Here is a 21645-nt window from a genome sequence, read left to right as displayed (position 1 = left end):
TAAAATTTATGTTTGTTTCTTTTTGCCTTTCTACCTATATGTAGTTCTATAAAGCCTAAAGGATTATAATGACTATCTCCTGGTAATTTATATATGTATTTATTACATAGAGTTATTAACGAAGCAACAGATGCAGTTAATACAGATTCTCTAATATCTAATGTTATTTTATACCATAAAAAGAATAACGTTAATACTACTGTTGGATATATAATCGAAGCTGGTATTTTAAATTACAACTATTCTCCTCTCCCTTATTATAATTATTTTTCGTGAAGTTATATTTTTATTTTATTACTCTAAGTTTAGGTTTTTCTTGTTCTTTTCTAGTCCTATATGCAGCATTCATTATGCTATTTATATTAAACTTAATTTTAACTGAAGGTTTATCTTCAGATTTTATTTCTAGTTCCAGAATTCTTCCATAAGGTCCATCCCAAAAACCTGTGATTTTCATGTATGTTTCTATTTCTAAATAATCATTAGCAGCTTGCATGTCTGGATTCCTTTTTACTATGTGATCAAACACTTCTACAAGGTGTTTTTTTATCTTTTCTTCAGTTTCTCTGTCTATTTGTACAGTGATCCCTTCTAAAAATACACTCCAATTATATGATATTCTATCAATCATGTTTATTTTCTCTTTTTTCTCACTCCATACTTTTTTCCCCCGATTATTAAAATATTGTGCTAGACATATGCATCCTAACCCAATTACTAATAAAACTACAGTTCCTAATATAAGCAATTTCTCTACTCCCATTTTTTCACCTCTCTCACACATTTTTTGTCGCGATAGGCATTACCCCTCATAATATTTCAAAAACGCTTAGAAGCCAATTTGAAGCCTCTTTATTTTTGTTTGGTTATTTAATTTGTAATTTCTATGCTTTCTACTGCTCTTTCTATATGTTCTCGATGTGGTTTGCCATAAATTTTTAACATTTCTAATGAATCTCCTGTTATTTCAGATATTGTTACATGATCTGTTCTCTGATCTAATAAGTTCCTAATGAATGTATGCCTCAGCGTATGCGGAGTTAAGTTTATATTAATCATATCTCCATATTTCCTAACAACTCTATAAATGCCTGAGGTTGTCATATAACATCTTTCTCCTACTAACAAAGGTTCTTCCAGGTATTCTTTTTGACTTCGTGCTATCTTGGGTCTAGTTTTCAAGTACTCACTTATAGCCTTTCTAACATCCTTATTAAGACTTATTGTTCTACTTTTATATCTTTTACTGTTTTCAATGTGTATAACTCCACTTCTCTCATTTATTTCGATATTTTTAAGTTTAAGTTTAGCAAGTTCTCCATTTCTAATTCCTGTATTGTAAAGAATACTGAATATACATATATCTCTTTTGTTATTAACTGCGAATACTAAATTAAATAATCTTATAACTTCTACTCTTTTAAGAGATTTTGGAGCTATTTGTTGTTGTGGTATAGTTTCAAGTCCTTCTGCTGGATTTTCTTTAATATATCCTCCTTGTATTAAATATTTGCAAAACCATTCTAAGCTTGTTATTTTTCTATTTATGGTTGAAGCTTTATATACCTTTTCATGTATCATGTATTTTTTGTAACCTATTGTCATTAACTCTGTTACATATTCAGGCTTGAATCCTTCATTTGCTTTATTTATAAATCCAATAAATAATTTTATATCTGTTATATAATCCTTCTTTGTTTTCCGTGATATATCTTTTTCCTGAAGATACTTTTCAAAACCTTTTAATACTTCCATTTTTATCACCTTCCCATCTAGGCGTTCCTGGATGTAACTTATTCTTTCATGGTTAATTGTTTGTTCGGCGGGTTATTGTTTTCAAATATAAGCAGCTATCATTTTAAAATCATATACTCACTAGGTATATAATTAGTTCTATACTTTGATATTATGCCTTTTTCTTCTAACTCTTTTATAGCAGCTGCTATAGTTGCTCTGCTTTTTATTCCTGATTCCTCCATGAGTTCATCATAGTCTATTCTTACTGTATTAATCTTAACTGGCTTTATTTTAGCTAAAGCGTATAATATAGCTAATATTTTAAATGTAGTGTGCTTCAAGTCCTTATATTGGTATAAATTTAATATATCCATTTTGTTTACTTCTCCTTCCTGGATGAAGTTTAATTTTTGTACTTTTCATCTTTTCTTAATTATTTGTAGTTTAAATTTTAAACTTTATTGTCATTATGATATTTTTAATACCATGATTTCCCTCCATCTATTACATGTACCCATTCTTTTTTACTTTTATGTTCATATTCAAATCTTAGATATGTTGTGACTTCTTCTTCTTTTGCTTCAAGGTGTTTATAATTTTCATCTTCCCATTTATATAATAAACTTTTTCTCCCATTTCTATTAAATGCCATGATAGTGCCACCTATAACTACAAAATATTCTACTTCAGGTTTTTCTTTAGCTAAGTACTGTATATCCTCTACAAAATATATACCTTTTGGCACTAAATCCGCTCTGGACTCCAATCCTAGTCCATTAAAAAAATTAATTATGAATTTTTTATATATTTTTTTATTTAAATCATCAAGTTGTTTATATCCCTCAACTTTCTCATAATCAATTCCATGACATTTTAATAAATCCTCTGTGTTCTTTAGTTTATAATCCGTTAACCCATTCATTTTATATATGTTTTCAATTTGTTCTCTTCTCATGTCCTTTTAGCTCCCTTCTGCTTCCAATTCAATAAGCATATCAGTTAATTCTTCATCTATTTTCTTTAACCTTTCATCAATACTATCTGGTATCCTTTTACCTTCTTCCTCTTGTTTTTTAATGTCTTTTAATATATTAAAAATATTAGTTATCTTTTTAGTAAATTTCTTTGTAGATAATTCCATACTGTCTCCTCGCCTTTCTATGAATTTTGCTTAAAATTATCGTGCTAATTTTTCAACTATTAATCTATCTTTTTTGCTCTTATATAGTATAATTTTATCATTTTTTCGCATGATAATTTATATTATCTTGCTGGTTTGTGGTTGTATATTTTTAACTTAATTTGTAGCAAAATTAAATATCTTATTTGCTATTGAAATTAAAATTAAACATATAAATAATATTAGTGGTGCTATTTCTGGATCTGCTACTCCTCGTTCATCCTTTAAATATTTTATAAGCATTTTAAATCCTTCTTTATTAAGTTTCAATAAAATCTTAATTTACTATTGATAATTTAATCTTATTTTAATAGTCAATTTCCAATATATTCATCTGTTTTATCTATCAATTTTTGCTTTTTTTAAAATTCTTAATAAAATTTTCAGTAAATATTGGCTCCCGAAGTATATAACCACCATCCTTTCCTATTTTACTTTCTATTTTAACCCCTAAGTCTATAAGCTCCTCTTTATATTTTCTAACATTTCTGTTTTTCATATTTAATTTCTCTGCTAAGTTCTTTATATTCATTTTACCATTTACCTGTAGCAAAATAATCATTTCTATCCCTTTTTTTAGTTTTGACACATTTCTCCTCCTTTCCAATATAAAAACGGTGGGTTATATTTTTTATTTATCTATAGTTAAAAAATTTTTTACCTTAGTAAAATGATGGTTAAAAAATATATTCACTCTACTACTTTTTTTATCCTTATAATTTCTTCTTTTAATTTTTTAAGGTATTCTTCTTTTGATATTTCTTTTTTGTCTATTCCCGAAAGTATCTTAATTAGTTTTGTTTCATATCTCTCTATACAAATATCTATTTCATCTTTTTGTTCTCCAAAGAAAGTATCTATAGCCATTCTCATAAAATCTGCATTGCTTAGTTTTTTTCCAAACTTCTCTAAATATTTCTTCTGATACTCAGCAATTTTATACGCTCTTACATTTCCTATTCTAAAATCTATCTTATGTTTTTTAGCCATATGATACTCTCCTAACATTTTTCTTTATTTTTATTATATATTTTAGTTTTACATGTGTCAAAACTTTTTTTACTGTTATACAATTTTGTCTGACATTTTATATTATTTCTGGATTTATGTCCGACAGTCATTAAATTTATTTTGTAAAAAAAGCAGCTCTAAGAGCTGCTTGATAATTTTTTGGCTTTAATTAGAATTTCTTATCCTTGGTTTTACTAATTCAAACATATTGCCTTTAATAGTTAATTGTAGATTGTCAGTTTCAATTCTTCCTGTTCTTTCAGCTGTAGCTACTATTTCATAGGTTGCATCTGGAGTTTCAAGCGGAACTATATAACTTCCTCTCCAGGTATTTAGGTCGTTTGTTGTTTGTTTCATTATCTGGTATTAATTCAACTTGTTCTCCATTCCAAAGTTCTATTGTTACTTTTTCTGCGTACCCTTCCGTATTACATGTAAAATGTACTCTTTCACCGGCTAGTGCTGGATTCGGATTCACCTGGCCTGTAATAGCAAGTGCTATCTTGGTTGTAAAATCAAGGTTATAGGTTCCTATCTTGTTGTTCGTTGTTCTAGCTGTAAATATAGCAATATCAGATATTTCTCCTACTGCTGGATCTATGTACACAATTTCTTCCCACGTTTTTGTTGTTCCATCATTTGATATTTCTATCATGTCAAAATTTGTTCCTAAAATATTTACATCAACATCATTTACATATATTGAAGTTGTAGCTCTTATTGTAATGGTCTCTATCCAATATCATAACTGCATTAGAATTACTACCATTTATAGACCCTATTAAATTTATTGGAGTCTCTACTTTAACTTTATCCTGAACAATCGTTTCGTTCCCATTTAAAATATTTCCTCGTACATAAAAATTTATAGTAATCTTTATCTGGTTTTGCAGAAGAAATTGTATAAGTTCCTGTCCAGGTTATATCATTCCCTATTTTTGCTCCTTTTGTAAGGTTTATTGAGCTTTCTCCTTCAAGCCAAACTTCTACGTTATTAACATCTACTGGACATGTAGTAATAGCTTCAATTTGTATACTTTAACTTGCTGCTATTCCTGTAGGATATGAAGGAGAAAGACTAACATTTATCTCTAAAAGTGTTTCTACTGTAAGAGGTATAACTTCCTTAACTTCATTATTGTAAGGGTATACCCCATATATTTCTATATCATATACTCCATCCATTAATGTTTCTAAAGTGGTTATTTCTTTTTCATAATACTTATTGCTACTATCTTCATTTGTCTTATCCAATGTTATCCATTCATCTGTATATGGAATATATGCAACTGCCCCTCTAGTCCATCTTTACTTAATGTTGCTTCAATGGTGTATTTTTGACTTGCATAAATTGTACTTGGTGTAAGTTCTGAATTAAGTCTTAAATCTAATACAGTAAATTGTTTTGTAGCTGTTGCTTCGAACCCTTCGGGACTTCTAACTATTATTTTTACTTCATATATTCCACTTTCATTTATCTGTGGTAGGTTAAAACTACTTATATAGTTTGGCATATTGTCAGATTCAAATATGGTAGTGTACGTATCACTTGCTATGTTTTTATATTCTACTTTCATATATTTTATTCCATGGTTAGGTACTGTAAGCCCATAATCTTCATTATATGCTCTATTTTCTATTGTAACTACACTACCTTTTTTAAATACATCGTTGCCTACCTCATTACCCGGGACTTACAAGTTCAAAATCAGCTACAGGTCCTGAAGCTACTATAACTTGTCCCCCATGAATCCAATCAGTTGAAGCTCCATCTTCATCATATGTCTTTACATAGAAGTCATACTTCCCTTTCTTATCAAGAATTTCTGTTGGTTCATTTGTTACTATATTATGATTGTCATGTTTACCTTGACTGTTTTCAAAATATGTATCATCATGGGTAAATATATATTCTACATAATCACCTGAAGGGGTATCATCTGTAATTATTAATTATATGTTCAATGCTATCTCCTATTTTAATAATATTAGGAATAACTATATATTCTACTTGTGGAGCTTCATTTATTACATTAACTCCTTTAATTATTTCTGCTGTTTTAAATACCCTATACTTGTCTAAATCTTCACCATTTAAACCTATACCATTTACATAACTTTCTGTTACTATTTGCTTGTCTATATTTAACCCTATTTTATCTAATTCTATTTCTCCATATTCATTAGGCTCTATTGGATAATATTCGGTTCCATTTGGAGTATATGTTCCATCTCCATTGTCTATATATTTTGTACCTTCTATATAGTATTTTACTGTTCCTATTTCATCATCATTGGAATAACTACTGTCATTTATTTCAAAGTTAGCAATACCTAGCTCATTCCTATACCCATCACCTACTAAATTAAAGTCTGCAACTGGTGGTAAGTCATCATTAATGGTAAATGGTACTGTTATTGTTGTTGGATTACCCTCTATATCTTTAAGGGTAACTATAATACTATGCTCACCTGTTTGTGTGAATACTCTAGAAAATTCTAGTGTACTTGGTTTTGAGTTTGGTAAATAGTCTGTTCTATCAAAGGATATATTTAAAGAGCTCCAATCTATATCGTTACTTCCCTTTATTGCTGTGATTACAAAGTCTACTCTATGATTAACTCTTAAATCTCCAATTATATCTACAAAAATTTTAGGTTTTACCGTCTCATGTAATACAGGTGGAAATTCTCCATCATAAACTATTATTTCTGTTGGATTTTCATTAGACCATTTTCTGTAATTGCTATAATTGTCATTTCCTGGTGGTGGATTGTCTTTCTTAAGGAATGTTACAAAATATCTTCCTGCTTTATCTATACTTGTTTTTGGTGATGTCAGCCATTGCTCGTTATAACTGATTATACCATCAGGGTGTGGATATGATAAATCTTGAGTATATTTCCATAGTTCACCACTTGCTTTGTGTTCAGAGTCATTTTCATAATCAGAATAGTGTTTTTCGTATATAATGGTTTCCCCTTTTTTAACATATATTGTTTTTTTATTTCCTTGTGTTGTTAAAATTGACTCAACATATTCTTTTAATTTAAATATGGCATTGTCAAGATTTGTATATGTCGTAAAAACACCGTTTGTACCGGAAGCTAACTGTTCACCAATATAACGATTATCTTCACTTCCTAGGAAAACAATTTTTGCATTTTTATTAATTGCAATATTACATATGTCATTTATTTGATTTTGTGTTATATCTATTGAATTTTTCGTTTTTATAATTATCAAATTATTTTCACTGTTATCTCTAAAATTATAATTATTTAATTTATTAATTACATCTTCATAAAACCCTATATTTAATTTATAATGAACAATCCTACCTGCTTCCCAGTGATAATTGCCAACAAGATAAGATAAATATTTACCATTTGGCGATAAAGCATAATCTTGATAACTTGAACTTAAATTATAAGTGTATCCTATATCGTAAACAGTTTTGTTTTTGGAATAATCATAAACACAAGTACCTTTATCAATAATAATAAAAACTTTATTAGAGCCAATTGGCACTACCCTACCCCTTGAATTATCTTCTAATATTTTGCCATCACTAAAGTATATAGTTAAAACAGAATTATTTTTATCAAAGTCAATTAAGTCATATATAGTAACAGAGCTATCTCGATAATAACCAAAACCGGCATACCTTTGTTGAGTATCTATAGGTAGTATTAATGTAGGGGTATTACTTTCCATCAGAACCTATACTTACTTTCTTACTATAATAAAAGTTATCTTTATAACCATTTTTAAAATGTACACCTTCAATATATGCAATTCCATATCTTCCGTCATATTGTGTATTAACACGTTGTGTATCGCTACTCCATATTGAGCCTTGCAATTTCCCATCAACTAGTCCATAAGAAATTTTGTCATATTTATTAGAATAATTACTATCCTCTCTAAAATAGATATTACAGTTTTTATCGAATATATATACAGGATTAATTGCTCCATCTCCATAAATAAATTTTGTTAGCACATAATCTTCTTCAATTATTTTACTATCCACTTCTTTTTGCTTTAATTGGCCATAGCCAAAATCATAGTTTAATTCTGTATGTGTTATTATATTTTCAGTTGTTAGGTCTAATATTAATAGATACACTCTTATTCCATTATCTCTATATTGAGTTTCATACTTACCATCTACTTTACGTTTATATGTAGCACCATAATAATGTGAATATGGAATAGTTATTTTTCCGTTATGTATGACTGGATTAGAAATTGTGCCAGAATAAACGCCATATTGCCATTTTTGAGACCATGTATCAAGATATTTTGAATAATCTTCCGGACTCATAACTTGTTGGAATGTTCTAGATATCTTTTTTACTAAAGTATTAGTGTTATTTATAGTTTTGTATATTTCTATACTTAATCCTGAAGTTTTATATGAGTATACATAATTGTTATATACTCCAAAATATTTACCTGGTAAACTTTCATCTTTTAAAATTTGTCCATTTTCATAATCAATCTCTATATATCGGTTTTTATATTTTGATACAAGCCGCAATATATCTTTTTTATTACTGTCAATTATAAACTCATAATCATTTAAACTTTCATTTATTTCTATTGAGTTTAGTATTGTACCATTACCTACATCAATTTCTTTTATTATATTACCTTCTATAATAAAATTTCTTACAAACCATTGTCCATTTTCTTTAAATTTATAAGACTTTATATTTGTTGTGCCAAACACATCTTCTAGTTTATATTTAAAATCAAGTTTATTGAATCCTATGCCAAAATAACCCTTGTCTTCTGGAGGTAACACAGTATAAATATAATCTCCTCTTTTAAAAACATAACCATTATTATCGACAAATGATTCAAAATCAATTCTGCCTTTTAATTACCAAGGACTCTTAGTTTCATCTAGCACTGTCACAGGTTCATTACTCATATCTACATCTATGACATCTTGGTTTACATCAACTATTATATCTGTTCTGTTATTTAACTCTTCTTTTAGTAAATCTGTAGCAGATATTGTGTTTTGTAATTCCTTTTCATCTTCAAAAAACAACATATCAATAGGCTTTCTTTTTATTATATCTAGTGATGTTACAGGAGCTATATTATCAATTTTTACAACTTCTGTCTTTCTATCAGAAAGAAAGTCATTGTTTGACACATGTTCAGGGATATGGTCAAAATCTTCTTTTACATAAAAATCTATTTCTATTTCTCCAACTTTGTCAAGTTCAATTTCTATTTCATTTTCATAAGATGGTATAAATATAAAATTTTCATCACTTATTTTTCCATCATTATCTGTATCATATCTGTATTTAAGTATTTGTTGTCCTATAATATCATTATCTAGAGAATTATGATTCTTATTTATTGTGACTACTGCTTTCCCCTCTGAATTTCTGAAGATGTTTTTAGCAACTATTAAATTCAGCTATAGGTCTTAAATCCTCTTTTATAGTAATTGTTTGTTTTTGAGTACTTGTTTTACCCCTTGTATCTTGCTTTGTTACCGTTATTTCATAATCTCCTGTTTTCTTAATTGTTGTTGGCAACTTGCCATCTTTATATTTTAACGTTTTTATATAGTTTGTATTTATGGAGTCACCCTCACCTATTATTTTATATGTTTGTCCATTTGATAAATCTTTAATTTTTATAATAGTTTTACTTTCATCTATTGGATGTTCAATGTGGGCTTTAGTTAAAGTGGTATCAATAATCAATTTTCTATTTACTTTTTTTGTGCATGAAACCGAAAATATTGTATGAGGTGTAGGTAAAACTATTACTCTCTCTATATCAACATCTGAACTTTTTCTAGCTCTTAATGTATATTGAATGGTTTGTGTTCCTAATTCTTCTAAATATACTTTTCCTCCATCAGGGCCCAACCTTCCGTATCTAGAACATGAAAATTTATAACTATATTTAGCTATATTTTTTTCTACTGCTTCTTTAGGTGTCATTTTTTCATCTCCATATACAACTGAACTACCATAAGTTGTAACTTGAAATGCTACACCTTCATATACAATATCAGGAGCTTGTACATGTGCCTCAACACTTGTTGGAGTGTTATCTATAATTTTCGTAACAGCAATATTACTCCAGGCTTCTTTACCTGATGTATCTTTTATCCAAAGTTTGAAATATCTTTCTCCTTCTGTTGAGTAGTTTACATTTATACTAGATTGATTATCATATGATGGCTCATGAATTAAATTATTTATGTCTGTGCCTAAATACCACTTCCATTCAACAATCTTAGCTCCTGTCGATTGAAAACTACCTTCCCCTGTAACAGTAAAAGTTTCATTTATAACTGCTTCATCAGGAGCATTGATTATTGCTATAGGTTCCGAAGGAACTACTGCTTGTTGTTTTTTAACAACTATAGTGTCAACTTTACTTGAGTACTGTTCTGCATTGTTTCATACCTCAAGTTTAAATGTATACACACCTTCTGTAAGCCTTATATCTGGTTGTATTTGATTTTCAATAACATTTGAGTACCCATTATCCCCTGTTATAGTCAGCTTTCTGTACTCAATAGCTGAATACTCTGCGTATGAAGTATCTTTATATCCTACATCCTGGTATACATATACTTCATCTTTTAGTTCAAAATCTGCTGTTACGCTTGGTGGGTTTTCTGGTACTTCTATTTTCTCACTAGGTGGCATTACAAAGGTTTCATACCATAGTCTGCCAACAGATGTTTTATGCCAACCACGAGCCAAACCGGCTGTATATTCAGTTGGTGGTGAAAGTATGTGAAAATGTTCTGCTAACCATATTGGGTCATATTCATCTGGAGTTTTTCCTCCCCTTTCTATGTCACGAACCCATACCATTGTTTGTAACCATTCTCCTGCTTGTTCTTTGTCACTAAAATAATAAGGAGATGGATGTTCAATATTCATTTTATATATATAGTCTAAACTCTGCCAGTTCTTTTGAGATGGACTTCTGCCACTATCGGCATCTAGTGGAAAGTCAGGGTTCGAGTATTTGTTTGCATTTATATCAAATCCTAAATATCTCCACTCGCCACTTTGACTGTCATAGTCATTACCATATACATTTTTTACATCTTCAGGAGTTCCATATACTGCTATTCCACTATCAAGATTAGTTACAGATGTTATTCCTGAATTGGTTAAAAGCTCTTTATTTATAGGATATGTATTGCCTTTAACAGTTATCTGAGTAGGAACTTCAGGAGGAAGTGTTACTACTCTGCCATCATCAAGTATTACTGTGTTACCTGAAGCTTTTGCTTTGTTATCAATATTTAGTTGTAGAAAATCTAAAGGAATGGTTGCAGATAATATTACTGCAACCATTAATACTGAAATAATTTTCTTTTTCATTATCTTTTCACCCCAAATGCTATACTAGTTGAGGAAGGCATACTTTTTAGTTGATATATTCTTCCATTAGATTTACCATTTACTACTTTATCGGTCCATATTATATCTTCAAATGTATTATAGATTTCTTCGTATCCATTAGGAAATATCTCTTTTAATATTTCTTTTGTTAATACTAACGTTTCGTCTGTATGGTCTTTAACTTCAATAAAGTATGCATACAGCCCTTCTTCTGTTTCATCTGTCCATACTCCAACTCTCATAATGTATTCATACATTGTTGAATCCTTATTTGGTACATAATATATACCTGCTACATCATCAAAGTTAGCAACTTCAATTATAGGTCTACTTCCCTTTTCTTCAAATACCTTTAGCGCTGTGTTATATACATAAGCTATGTCTTTATTTGCGATAGGTACTTCCTTTCCATCTACGATTATTTTTGTTGATATAGGTGCTTCCCTTTTCTCTGGTTCTAAGAATCTAACCACCATAGTTGAAGCTTCTGCTCTTGTAGCTGTATTTTCAGGTTTGAATGTTCCATCTGGATATCCTGTTATTATGCCTTTAACATATGCTTTAAGTACAACATCCCTAAATTCTTTTGGTATATCATTATAGTCTATAATTTGTTCTGCATAAGCTAGTATATTGCTTGGATAATCTTCATCTAAGGCTCTAACTATCATTCTAGCCATTTCACCACGGGTTATATTTTTATTTAAATCATCAAACTCACCTTCTAAAACATAATCTTCCTCAATGGCTTTATTTAGATAGTTAGTAGCCCAATGACCATTTTTATAAATCCCTACATCTTCATGTAAGCTAGTAACAAGTATCTTAGTAAATTCTGCTCTACTAATAGGGTTATCTGGTCTAAATGTGCCATCCAAATATCCCTTTATTACTCCTTTTTCAAATAAAGGTTCTATATATGCTATAGCCCAATGACCCTTTAAATCTTGAAATTTTTTTGTTAAATTATTAATCAGATTAGCAACTTCATCTTTTGCACTTTCTAAAATCGTCTGTATCGAATTTTTATCCACTTGTCCTATATTTGCATTGCCTTCGTCTGCAAAAACGCTTACAGAGGCAAATATGAGGCTTAAAATTAAAATTGATGATATCAACCTCTTCATTTTCTCCTCCTCCTTCTCTATTTTACAGTTTTTGGTTAGCATATATTTTGGGAAAACTGTTTTTTGCAAAAAGCTTTAAAAAACCACTAAATAGTATTGGATCAAAATATCTTTTTTCTTCTTCCATTATTTTTAATGCTTGTTCATGTGTAAGTTTATTTCTATAAACTCTGTCAAATGTTAATGCATCATATACATCAGCTATTCGAATAATTCTTGAACCTATAGGTATTTGTTTGCCTTTTAGCTTTTCTGGATATCCTGTGCCATCAAAATTTTCATGATGATATCTTATTATTTTAGCTATTCCCTTAGTATTTTCCATATTCATTTTAAGTATTTCTATACAGCTATATTCTACATGTTTTTGTATGTGTATTCTTTCTTCTTTATCTAATCTTCCAGGTTTATTTAATATATTTTGATCTAAATAAGCTTTTCCGATATCGTGAAATATAGATGCTATTTCTATTTTTTTTAAATCTTCATTTTTTAAATTCATTTTTTCCCCAATTTTAACACTCAAATGTGCAACTCTTACCCCATGACGTAAATCTTCTAAATTCAGAACAAACTGATTCATTTTTTCTCTCCTTTGCTAATCTAATTTAGTCTTATTTCATTTACACATCTATATTTTCCATCTTTTTCTTCAACTTTTGCTTTATTGTTTTCCAATTCTAAAAATTCTAAGTATAGAATATGGATCTATCCATATGTTTTCTTCTTGTCCATTTATTTTATATTTAACTTGTATCTGTAAATGTAGATGTGGTTCAAACTTTCCTGTTGTACCTATAGAACCATATCCTGAATCTTCAAACATAACCAATTATTTGTCCTGCTTTAACTTTAATCTCCTATTTCTATTTCATCTGCATACTTTTCAAGATGTGCATAATAATAATATTTGCTTCCCATCTCTAGTCCGTATACCTATCCTCCATCCGCCCAATTCATCCCATCCCATTTTTTCAACTATCCCAGTTTCTACTGATACTATAGGTACTCCTTTATCCGCCATTATATCATTTCCTAAGTGGCTTCTATTGCCTCCATATGTCCTTTCAGCTCCAAAATCATTATTATGTACATAATCGAATCCTTTTGGAATAGGGAAATTATGCCCTAAGTCCCCAATTTTCTTTCCATTCTACTACCTCTTTAGTTTTTTCTTACCCTGTTTCTTCATCATTATACACTCTTATACTTATTTTCATTCGTTCATATTTCCCTACAAAACTTCCTACAGCAGACTCAACCATTTCCTGTAAATCTGTTATATTTTCTACTGTGTTTAATATATTCCTTCCTTTTTCAGCTTCTTTATAAGCTTCCTTCAAATATTTATTATTAAATTTTTCCCAATCATCTGATTTATATAAAGCATATGTAAGAAATTCTTCAAAGTCCATTTTAAATATTTTTTTATATGTTTTACCTTTTTTTCGTCTTTCCTTTTGTTCTTCATACTCTTCTCTTATATCATCAGCGTATGTTAAAGCTTTTTGGTAATATCTTTCATTAATCCTTAACTGAAAAGTATTTTGTGTGGTTTCTGTTATAGTTCCTCCACCTAGTATTAACATCATTATAATAAGTAAAAACATTGTTCCACCTAGTCCTGGAAGTAAGATTAATAATAATTTTATTTTCAATTTTTTCTTCACTTTCTCCATATTTACACCCTTTCTTATGTATCGGCGGGACATTTTGTTTTGACTTTATTAAAATTTATTGTATTTGTCACCTCTCTTTAACAAAAATATAGATATACCTTCCGGTATATCTATATTTTACCTTAATTATTTTATATATGTCAAAAAATTTTTTATGAATTTAAAATTACATTGGGTGGAAATTCTTTACTAGTTTATCAGGGAGATCCGTATCTATGTAAGGTCTTATCGTTACAGTCGTAAATATTCCTATGAAAATAGGTCTTATTTGAGCTTCTATTCTGGAATGTACACTTACCATGTCTATATTAGTTACTACTGGAGTAACAGCTGGAAGGTCACTTTCATTATAAATTATTATATCCAGTACTTGTATTGGTCCTTCTATTCGCATATTTAGTCCTATAGGCTCTAGACTGTCATTGAGTTTTAAATTCTTTTTTAAATACTCATAGAATTTAGTTTCTCCAGTCGATTTATCAATGTAAAGCTCTCTGTCAGCTAATCTTGTTCTATCTATTTCAGCATATACAGCTCTATTTGCCATGTCCATTTGAGTCTTAATATAAAAATAACAAATTCCAATATATATACAATCTAGAAGCAGTGCTATAACTGTTATCATTATTAAAATTACTGTTAACCCCTTTAAAGCTACAGCTCCTCCAGCTTTTTCATTCATTTTTAATTTTTTTAGCATTTTTATCTACCCCTAATTATTATCAAAAAAATATGATGTTGTAGCACCATCAATTACTAGTTGTGCTGTTTTAGTTTGTGATACTATATTAACTAAATTCTCTACATCATACTCTTTATACTCTTTATCATAGCTTATTTCTAATATTATTTCGTCTCCCCAATCAACAGGAGCTAATGTTCCATTTACTGTTATTTTACTTCTATCCAATCCAAACCTTTCTAAAAAATCTTTTATAGCTGTTTCTATTTCAGGAGTTAATCCTCCTTGTTGTTGCATCATATCCAAACCTTTATTGTATGCTATAGTCATAAGCAATTCAGTAAAACTTATTTTTATCGGTTCTGTAAATGCAACTAACATACACACAATTAAAATTACAATCACTAAAAAAACAATACTTTGATACATGAAGCTCCCTCCATTTTAAATACATGATATATGCATGCTAAAAATATTGGTACAACTAAAGGAATTATCTCTTTTTTCCCATTTTTACTTTGTTTTATCAAATAGTATATATATAAGGGAATTGTAAAAATCATAGTTGAATAAACTACTTTAAATAAAAATTCCCAATCCGTTAAAGTAAATATAAATACCAGGACTTTTATATCTCCACCAGGAATGATCCTTGTTCTATATAAAAATAAATAAAGAAAAAAATAAAGTAAAATAGCTGCTACTATTTTACTTATTTCTTTATTAATTAAGGCTATAGTTATTCCTATAAATATTGATGGAAATATAAGTTTATCAGGTACTATTCTTTTTTTATAGTCATAGTAAGCAGCTATCCCTACAACTAAAATCAGTATAATCTTTATCATACTCTATATTCCTAATTAATTTGTGCCAAATGTGCTTGTAATTTCACTTGTAACATTAGTAAATACAGTACTGATTGCATTTCCTAAACCATCTGCTCCAGAAAATACTACAAGTCCAATAAATAATAGAAGTGCCGCTTCCTCTAGTCCTGGTCCTCCTTTTTGGTCCATTCTAACTTTACGCATTTTTGTAGTTTCAATTAACATTCTAATAGCTTGCATTTCTTTTTTCCTCCTTTAAATTTATTTTTTAAATATTGGATTATTTAATATTGAAATAATCATAGGTATTACAATTATAAGTATTACATTAATAACAAGCAAAGCAATTGATATACTGTTTAATTGAGCTTTTCTCTGTGTTTGTCTTTGCTGCTTTTGATTTTCCTGGTTCCTTATGAGTTCTAGTTGTTTTTTAAGTATCCGTATAGCTTTTCCTGACTCATCATATTGCATAAGTGCTAAGCAATAATTATCTATTTACTCCATTCCTATACGATCCATAAATTTTTTCAATATATCGTTTATATTTGTATTTACTTTATTACTTGTTAATTTTAATTTTTGCTCTAACTATTTCTATATGTAATGGATTATCACTTTTAATCCTATGACTAAGCATAGTAAATAATTCACTTTGATTAAAACCTTGCTCCAAAAACAGTATAGTACTTGCAATCAAAGAATCTAATTCTGTTTCTATTTCCTTATGCCTTTTTTTCTTTTTTCTATACACATACCATTCTATTAGTACCCATGCCATTACTGCAAATATTATAGGTTTCATCCAAGAAGTTTCAGCCTTCTTCATCATTAATAAAGCAAATAGTGAAAAAAGAATTTTTGCACTTGTATAGTTATTTTCATTTATTCCTAAATCCTTAAATTGCTCTCCTGCTTGAAATAATTTTAGTTTGATTTTTTCTCTATCATCTAATTTTTCTGTTATTTTTGAAAATATACTAAACACTTTCCCACTTACTTGTTTTTTATTTGTTTTTCTTCTTTTGTCAATGTTTTTGATGTTTTTTATCTTTGAGCTAGTCTTTCTTATAAACCTATAAATATTTCAATATATATCCAAGCTATACTCCCTATTGCAGTTATCAAAAATAGAATCTTATATTTTTCTATAACTTTTTCCCTCCTTTACTGACTATCGTTATATGAAATAGATTTTAATGTCATTTTTATTGAAACTATTGTTAGTATAATAATTATGTCTACTGTTACTTGTCCAAAAAAATTATGTGTAAGTATATAAAAGAGTTCTGGCTTTAATCTTTTTACTGTATATATTGAATTAATAAACATTACTAAAATTATTAAAGATGCTAATATACTACCACTATTTTCCGTTATCCTTTGCATATAGTTAGTTTGGTTATTATAACTTTTCTCTGCATAATCATCTATCACACCTTTTAATTTTGTTCCATTCTTAATATTTCCTTCTATATCATCAGCAAATTTTTCAAGAAGCGGATTGTCAAATCTACTTTTTAAAATTTCTATACACTCTTCAACGGTTTTCCCTTTTCTGTAGTTCTTTACAAACTCTTTAATATCTGTTTTTAAAGGTTTTTTTATTTTATTTATTGAAGTCTCTAATACATCAACTATATCATCAGCTGCCTCTAACATTTGAGACACTGTTAAAAAAAAATTTGGTAGATGCTTTCTGATACTTTTCCTTTTAAGTTCTACTTCAATTTTTAGTATTTCAAACGGAACTTGAAAAGCTATAAATGCAACAATGCCAGCCCCAATTGTTTGATTTAAAGCTATTCTGCTTTTCTGAAATGCAAAGAATGAAAAAATGACTGTTATTATTAGAAATATATATATATTTCTTATGCCTATTGCTCTTAGAAAAACAGATTCTTGTAACATTTTTTCAGTACTAGTGATATGTTTAGCGGTTTTTTTATTACCTCTTAACATTTTGTCCATTTGTCTTTGTACAGTATTTTCAATATATCTAGCATTTTCTTTTATCTTGTCTACTTTTATGTTGTCACTTTCGTCAAGTAGTAAATAAAATATATAACTTATTGATACTACTGCAATAGGTATTAAAACCATTTCCCAACTTATTTTTAGACCCTCCTCTCTTTAAGTTTTTTTCTTAGTTTAAGTTGTTCTTTAAATTCTTCACTTATACTTCCTTCCTTCCAGTAGAAATCATTATTCTTGTCTGTTCTAAGTCTGAATATGTAATTTAAACTAGGTTCTTCATTTTCTCTATCATATCCTCTAACCTCAGCTATATCTATAACTTTCTTATTAGATATATAAATAACAAAATCTATACTGTCACATACTTTTTTCATCAGTTGTGAATATGTCATGTTTGGATTAACAAGCGACATAAGAAATTGTGTTTGTTCAAGTCCACCTTTACAGCTGCTTCCATGAATGGTATATATAGCCTTGTAGCCCATATCAATTAATCTATATAACCACCACGCCTCTTTATCTCTAACTTCCCCAATAACAACATCCTTTCCAGCAAATCTTGTTGCTATCTTTGCAAATTCTGCCATATCATATGTTTTTCTATTATCTTCATCTGAAGCTTTTTTCCTTGTAACAAAATAAACACTATTTTTATTTTTATTCTTTAGTTCTGGCTCTTCCTGAATTATTATTGTTCTTCTCATTTTATCTTTAAGTCCTTGAAGTATATCTAATAAAGTTGTTTTTCCAGCTTCAGGCTCTCCAACTATTACTATAGTTGAATCTTCAACTATTTCTTTAAAAAATTTATATATTGAAGTAGTAAAAGTACCATTTCTTATTAAATCATCAGCTGTTAATTGTTTCTTGGGGAATAATCTAAGTGTAAAATACGGTTTTCTAACAACTTCACCTTTTCTAATAGGGCTTCCATATATCCCTGCATTTATTCTTATGTTATATACTGGATCATATCCATCCATGATACACTTATCTCTATTAAGCTTTTCACCTGTTCTTATAGATATATTCTTAATAAACTGTTCTAACTCTTCATCACTTTCAAATGATATATTAGTTAATATATCTTGTCCTTTGATTCTTTTTATCACTTCAAGATCTTCATTGGTTGATATTTCAGTAATTTTTTCATCACTTTCGATTAGTGGTTGTAGTCTTTCCCATCCTACCATGACATCAACAATTTTTTTCTTTATCTGCTCCTTTGGAAAACCTTGTGCTTTTACATTTTGACTTAGAAAATCATCTATAATATTTTCCAATACTTTTTTTTCCTTTTTCCCTGTCTGAATCTCATATATTATATTGCTATCTTTATTTTCTTCACTAACATATTCCTGTATTTCATCTATCAATTGATTTATAACATCTTTAGTTGAACTATTATCTCCCTTTTTAGTAAAATCACTTAATTTTCTATTATTTTTATTGTTATATGCAATTTCTTTAAAATTCATCTGAGACACTAAATACTCACCTTCTTTATCAACTTATCTAAAATTCCTGAACTTTCTTCTAACTCTTTATATTTAAAGAGTACATTTAATGCCTTTTCAACCTCTTGTATTTCTTTCTTAAATGTTTTACCTTTAAGACCTTTTGATAATATAAAAGGACGATATTTTTTGCTTCAAACACTATCTGTGGATTATACCTTATTTTTGCTATAGGTTCTTGTTCAAAAATTTCTTTTATGTTTTCATCTCTTTCCAGTTCTTCATATCCAACTGTCATATTCAACATTATTTCTGATCTATCTTTTATTCTTATATCTAAATCATTTTCAAAAAAATCCAGTTTCTCTTTTAGACTTTTAAGTGTTGATTCTGTTTCTCTTACTATCCAAATTATTTTTGTACTTTTTTCTATTGATGAATATGTAGAAGCAGCTTTGAAACTTCCTGTATCAATAATAACTAAATCAAATTCATCTTTTAATGCATCTATTATGTATCTATAATGACTAATAGTATAAGTACTTGTCTCTATCAAACTTTTTAACCCTGTGAGTATAAAAAAATTGTGATGCTTTGAGTTATATTGCTCTATATTTTTATAAATGCTTTCTTTATTAAAATTTTCTTCTTTAATATCTTCTAAAATCCCCTCAAGTCCTTTTGTTTCGTTGAAATTTAAATTAAGTGCTATATCTGGTTTTTCATCATTGAAATCCACTACTATAACTTTGGCTTTTTTATTTTTTATTGCTGCTAATAATCCTATATTAATTGCCAGTGTTGTTTTTCCTACCCCTCCTCCTCCAGGTGATGCTATAGTTACTACTTCTTTTTTTACATATACTTTTTTAACTGTTTTTTCTTCACTTGCTGTTGCTATTTCTTTATCTGCCTCAATAATCTTTTTCACTTCTTCTTTTACCGTATCTTCAAATAGTATTGATGGAATAAGTTCACCTTCTACATCCGTATCTGAAGCATCAAAATAGTCTCTAATCCCTTTCTCTCTTAAATATCTTATAAAGTTTGTATCATCTGGCTCCTTTAATATGTAAATTATTTTCATTTTTTTATTCATCTTTAATATTTCATCTACTAGCTCAAATTTTGAAAACGGTCCACTAAGTTTATCTATTATTAAAAGTACATCTGGGTCTTCAGTTGCCAATACATTAAAAAGCTCTTCTTGATATTCAATATCTCTGCAGAGTGTTTTTATTTGCTCTTTTTCTCCTTAAAACCGCATTTAGTGCTTCAACTCCAGTAGCAGTAATTAGTTTTCTCAATCTTATTGACCTCCTTTTCTAACTTTAACAGGAGTCTCTTTTTTGTCTCTATCTATTCCTAAAGCTTCATCTAAATTTAAAATTTTTCCTTCTGTATCTTGTTCTAAACTTCTTTCTGTCCATTTAATTAATTTAAACTTTACTTCGTTTTCATTTCCTTGTAGTGTTGCAATATTTAAAGCCATTTCCTGACTTGTTTTTAACTCTATTATATAAGGCCTTCTGCTTTCTTTATTAAACTTATCTTCCTTTATATTACTAAGCTCAACACCATCTTCATTAAGTACATTTTCTACTAAAACCCCCTCATATTTTATTACTCCTACATTTTCACCTGTATAAACAAGATCTGCTCTATCTCCCGGTCCTACTCCTCCATAAGCCATTAAGTTAGTGTATATTCGTACTCTTCTCTCTTCACCTTGATATTCACTATCTTTTTCTTTTTTAATCCTTTCTTTCCTAATTAATTCATCAGGATAAATATCAGAAGCAGCGTATTTACCAATTATTTCAGCTTTCTCTGTAATTGCTCCAGGAGAAATATTATCTATAGGCATTATATCTTCAGCTATCATATTTTCTTCTATTCTTTGGTCCACATCTATTTTTGATACTGCTCTTATATATTTTCCATATTTTATATTTACCTTATCTTTAGGAACTACAGCATTATATAGTCCATAAAGGCTAACTATAGCTAAAACTGCAGCTATTAAAACCTTGATTATTTTCTTTTTTCCTATTTTCTTTAGCATTTTTCTCCACCTACTTATTAATTTTCTAAATATATTATATTGCTTTTTTTGATATAAGTCAAATTTTGTTTTATGTTTGTAAAAATTATTTACAACAGTACATTATCCTATCAAAACATAGACTAAAAAGTAGAGAAGCTGAATACTCAACTCCTCTACTTTTTATCAATCTTTTTATTTATTTTATCTAGCTTTTCTTCTAATCTTTTTAACCTATGTTCATCACTATCCGTTGTTCTTATATATATTGGTTCAATGGTATTATTTAACGACTTATTTATGTTTTCTTCTGTGTTTACTATATTAATCTTGTTTCTTTCATTTATATTTTCAGTATTTTTATAAACTTTCTCTATATTTTCAGTATGATTAGCAGTATTAGTAATTTCTTCTTTATTATTTTTCTCTTTATTAACTATAGTTTCATTAATTTCCACTCTATTACTTTTAGTATTTGTTACATTATTTGCTTTAACATTGCTTGATTCTT

Annotated in this window: 33 protein-coding genes; 1 reads left to right on the top strand and 32 read right to left on the bottom strand. The window is 28.6% G+C overall.

Annotated elements, in window-relative coordinates; genetic code table 11:
- Positions 1-93 precede the first annotated feature (93 nt).
- On the top strand, positions 94-276 hold the full coding sequence (locus L21TH_RS14455) for a hypothetical protein (protein WP_162138478.1): 183 nt from the start codon (positions 94-96) through the stop codon (positions 274-276).
- A 10-nt stretch (positions 277-286) separates the two neighbouring features.
- Here L21TH_RS14455 and L21TH_RS02415 read toward each other — a convergent pair whose 3' ends face one another.
- The 32 genes from L21TH_RS02415 to L21TH_RS14445 form a co-directional block, all read right to left on the bottom strand.
- Positions 287-763, bottom strand: a complete 477-nt coding sequence (locus tag L21TH_RS02415) for a hypothetical protein (RefSeq protein WP_006308206.1) — start codon at positions 761-763, stop codon at positions 287-289.
- A 107-nt stretch (positions 764-870) separates the two neighbouring features.
- Positions 871-1755 (bottom strand): tyrosine-type recombinase/integrase, encoded by an 885-nt coding sequence (locus tag L21TH_RS02410; RefSeq protein WP_006308204.1) that lies wholly within the window; start codon positions 1753-1755, stop codon positions 871-873.
- Positions 1756-1853: 98 nt separating this feature from the next.
- Positions 1854-2111 (bottom strand): helix-turn-helix domain-containing protein, encoded by a 258-nt coding sequence (locus L21TH_RS02405; RefSeq protein WP_006308202.1) that lies wholly within the window; start codon positions 2109-2111, stop codon positions 1854-1856.
- A gap of 104 nt (positions 2112-2215) precedes the next feature.
- Complete coding sequence (locus tag L21TH_RS02400; RefSeq protein ID WP_006308201.1) at positions 2216-2692, bottom strand: hypothetical protein; 477 nt, start codon at positions 2690-2692, stop codon at positions 2216-2218.
- A gap of 6 nt (positions 2693-2698) precedes the next feature.
- Positions 2699-2878, bottom strand: coding sequence for a hypothetical protein (locus L21TH_RS02395; RefSeq protein WP_006308199.1), 180 nt, complete (start codon positions 2876-2878; stop codon positions 2699-2701).
- Between the two features lie 156 nt (positions 2879-3034).
- Positions 3035-3160, bottom strand: a complete 126-nt coding sequence (locus tag L21TH_RS15045; protein ID WP_006308197.1) for a hypothetical protein — start codon at positions 3158-3160, stop codon at positions 3035-3037.
- A 103-nt stretch (positions 3161-3263) separates the two neighbouring features.
- A complete protein-coding gene (locus tag L21TH_RS02390) occupies positions 3264-3506 on the bottom strand; it encodes an HTH domain-containing protein (protein WP_006308196.1) in 243 nt (80 codons plus the stop codon).
- Between the two features lie 101 nt (positions 3507-3607).
- Entirely contained in the window at positions 3608-3907 is a 300-nt protein-coding gene (locus L21TH_RS02385) for a hypothetical protein (RefSeq protein ID WP_006308195.1), read from the bottom strand.
- A gap of 319 nt (positions 3908-4226) precedes the next feature.
- Positions 4227-4535, bottom strand: coding sequence for a hypothetical protein (locus L21TH_RS02380; RefSeq protein WP_155848293.1), 309 nt, complete (start codon positions 4533-4535; stop codon positions 4227-4229).
- Between the two features lie 431 nt (positions 4536-4966).
- Entirely contained in the window at positions 4967-5182 is a 216-nt protein-coding gene (locus L21TH_RS02375; RefSeq protein WP_006308193.1) for a hypothetical protein, read from the bottom strand.
- Positions 5183-5184: 2 nt separating this feature from the next.
- Positions 5185-5505, bottom strand: a complete 321-nt coding sequence (locus tag L21TH_RS02370; RefSeq protein WP_006308192.1) for a hypothetical protein — start codon at positions 5503-5505, stop codon at positions 5185-5187.
- A gap of 359 nt (positions 5506-5864) precedes the next feature.
- Positions 5865-7646: a hypothetical protein gene (locus L21TH_RS02365; RefSeq protein ID WP_006308191.1), complete on the bottom strand. Its 1782-nt coding sequence runs from the start codon at positions 7644-7646 to the stop codon at positions 5865-5867.
- Positions 7636-8742 (bottom strand): hypothetical protein, encoded by a 1107-nt coding sequence (locus tag L21TH_RS02360; protein ID WP_006308189.1) that lies wholly within the window; start codon positions 8740-8742, stop codon positions 7636-7638. Before L21TH_RS02360 ends, L21TH_RS02365 begins: the two co-directional genes overlap by 11 nt.
- 78 nt (positions 8743-8820) lie before the next feature.
- A complete protein-coding gene (locus tag L21TH_RS02355) occupies positions 8821-9102 on the bottom strand; it encodes a hypothetical protein (RefSeq protein WP_006308187.1) in 282 nt (93 codons plus the stop codon).
- Between the two features lie 253 nt (positions 9103-9355).
- Positions 9356-9910 carry a hypothetical protein gene (locus tag L21TH_RS02350; protein ID WP_006308185.1) on the bottom strand — a complete coding sequence of 185 codons (555 nt, stop codon included), beginning with the start codon at positions 9908-9910 and terminating at the stop codon, positions 9356-9358.
- A 465-nt stretch (positions 9911-10375) separates the two neighbouring features.
- Positions 10376-11317: an Athe_2463 domain-containing protein gene (locus L21TH_RS02345; protein WP_006308182.1), complete on the bottom strand. Its 942-nt coding sequence runs from the start codon at positions 11315-11317 to the stop codon at positions 10376-10378.
- The gene (locus tag L21TH_RS13665; protein ID WP_006308180.1) at positions 11317-12465 is read right to left on the bottom strand and encodes an S-layer homology domain-containing protein; all 1149 of its coding nucleotides are present in this window, start codon (positions 12463-12465) and stop codon (positions 11317-11319) included. Before L21TH_RS13665 ends, L21TH_RS02345 begins: the two co-directional genes overlap by 1 nt.
- Before the next feature lie 22 nt (positions 12466-12487).
- Positions 12488-13048 carry an HD-GYP domain-containing protein gene (locus L21TH_RS02335; RefSeq protein WP_006308178.1) on the bottom strand — a complete coding sequence of 187 codons (561 nt, stop codon included), beginning with the start codon at positions 13046-13048 and terminating at the stop codon, positions 12488-12490.
- An 81-nt stretch (positions 13049-13129) separates the two neighbouring features.
- Positions 13130-13297 (bottom strand): hypothetical protein, encoded by a 168-nt coding sequence (locus L21TH_RS14200; RefSeq protein WP_006308177.1) that lies wholly within the window; start codon positions 13295-13297, stop codon positions 13130-13132.
- 54 nt (positions 13298-13351) lie between these two features.
- The gene (locus tag L21TH_RS14195) at positions 13352-13489 is read right to left on the bottom strand and encodes a M23 family metallopeptidase (protein ID WP_006308176.1); all 138 of its coding nucleotides are present in this window, start codon (positions 13487-13489) and stop codon (positions 13352-13354) included.
- Positions 13490-13640: 151 nt separating this feature from the next.
- Complete coding sequence (locus L21TH_RS02325; RefSeq protein WP_006308175.1) at positions 13641-14144, bottom strand: hypothetical protein; 504 nt, start codon at positions 14142-14144, stop codon at positions 13641-13643.
- Positions 14145-14310: 166 nt separating this feature from the next.
- Positions 14311-14844 carry a hypothetical protein gene (locus tag L21TH_RS02320; protein ID WP_006308174.1) on the bottom strand — a complete coding sequence of 178 codons (534 nt, stop codon included), beginning with the start codon at positions 14842-14844 and terminating at the stop codon, positions 14311-14313.
- A gap of 12 nt (positions 14845-14856) precedes the next feature.
- Entirely contained in the window at positions 14857-15255 is a 399-nt protein-coding gene (locus L21TH_RS02315; RefSeq protein WP_006308173.1) for a hypothetical protein, read from the bottom strand.
- Entirely contained in the window at positions 15231-15674 is a 444-nt protein-coding gene (locus tag L21TH_RS02310) for a prepilin peptidase (RefSeq protein ID WP_006308172.1), read from the bottom strand. The genes L21TH_RS02315 and L21TH_RS02310 overlap by 25 nt, the downstream gene beginning before the upstream one ends.
- A gap of 15 nt (positions 15675-15689) precedes the next feature.
- Positions 15690-15896, bottom strand: coding sequence for a hypothetical protein (locus L21TH_RS02305; RefSeq protein WP_006308163.1), 207 nt, complete (start codon positions 15894-15896; stop codon positions 15690-15692).
- A 21-nt stretch (positions 15897-15917) separates the two neighbouring features.
- Entirely contained in the window at positions 15918-16130 is a 213-nt protein-coding gene (locus L21TH_RS14450; RefSeq protein WP_034429103.1) for a hypothetical protein, read from the bottom strand.
- 88 nt (positions 16131-16218) lie between these two features.
- A complete protein-coding gene (locus L21TH_RS02295) occupies positions 16219-16644 on the bottom strand; it encodes a hypothetical protein (protein ID WP_006308156.1) in 426 nt (141 codons plus the stop codon).
- Positions 16645-16823: 179 nt separating this feature from the next.
- The gene (locus L21TH_RS02290; protein WP_006308154.1) at positions 16824-17759 is read right to left on the bottom strand and encodes a type II secretion system F family protein; all 936 of its coding nucleotides are present in this window, start codon (positions 17757-17759) and stop codon (positions 16824-16826) included.
- A 14-nt stretch (positions 17760-17773) separates the two neighbouring features.
- Positions 17774-19111, bottom strand: a complete 1338-nt coding sequence (locus L21TH_RS02285) for an ATPase, T2SS/T4P/T4SS family (protein WP_242826491.1) — start codon at positions 19109-19111, stop codon at positions 17774-17776.
- 85 nt (positions 19112-19196) lie between these two features.
- Positions 19197-20279 (bottom strand): CpaE/TadZ family protein, encoded by a 1083-nt coding sequence (locus L21TH_RS02280; RefSeq protein ID WP_006308152.1) that lies wholly within the window; start codon positions 20277-20279, stop codon positions 19197-19199.
- Positions 20280-20399: 120 nt separating this feature from the next.
- Positions 20400-21155, bottom strand: coding sequence for an SAF domain-containing protein (locus L21TH_RS02275; RefSeq protein WP_006308150.1), 756 nt, complete (start codon positions 21153-21155; stop codon positions 20400-20402).
- A gap of 155 nt (positions 21156-21310) precedes the next feature.
- On the bottom strand, positions 21311-21645 hold a 335-nt coding region (locus L21TH_RS14445; protein WP_034429101.1), incomplete at its 5' end, for a hypothetical protein.

The sequence above is a fragment of the Caldisalinibacter kiritimatiensis genome (assembly GCF_000387765.1).
In the GTDB taxonomy this organism is placed as follows: domain Bacteria; phylum Bacillota; class Clostridia; order Tissierellales; family Caldisalinibacteraceae; genus Caldisalinibacter; species Caldisalinibacter kiritimatiensis.
Note: the sequence above shows the minus strand (reverse complement) of the source record. Positions and strands in the feature narration are given on the sequence as shown.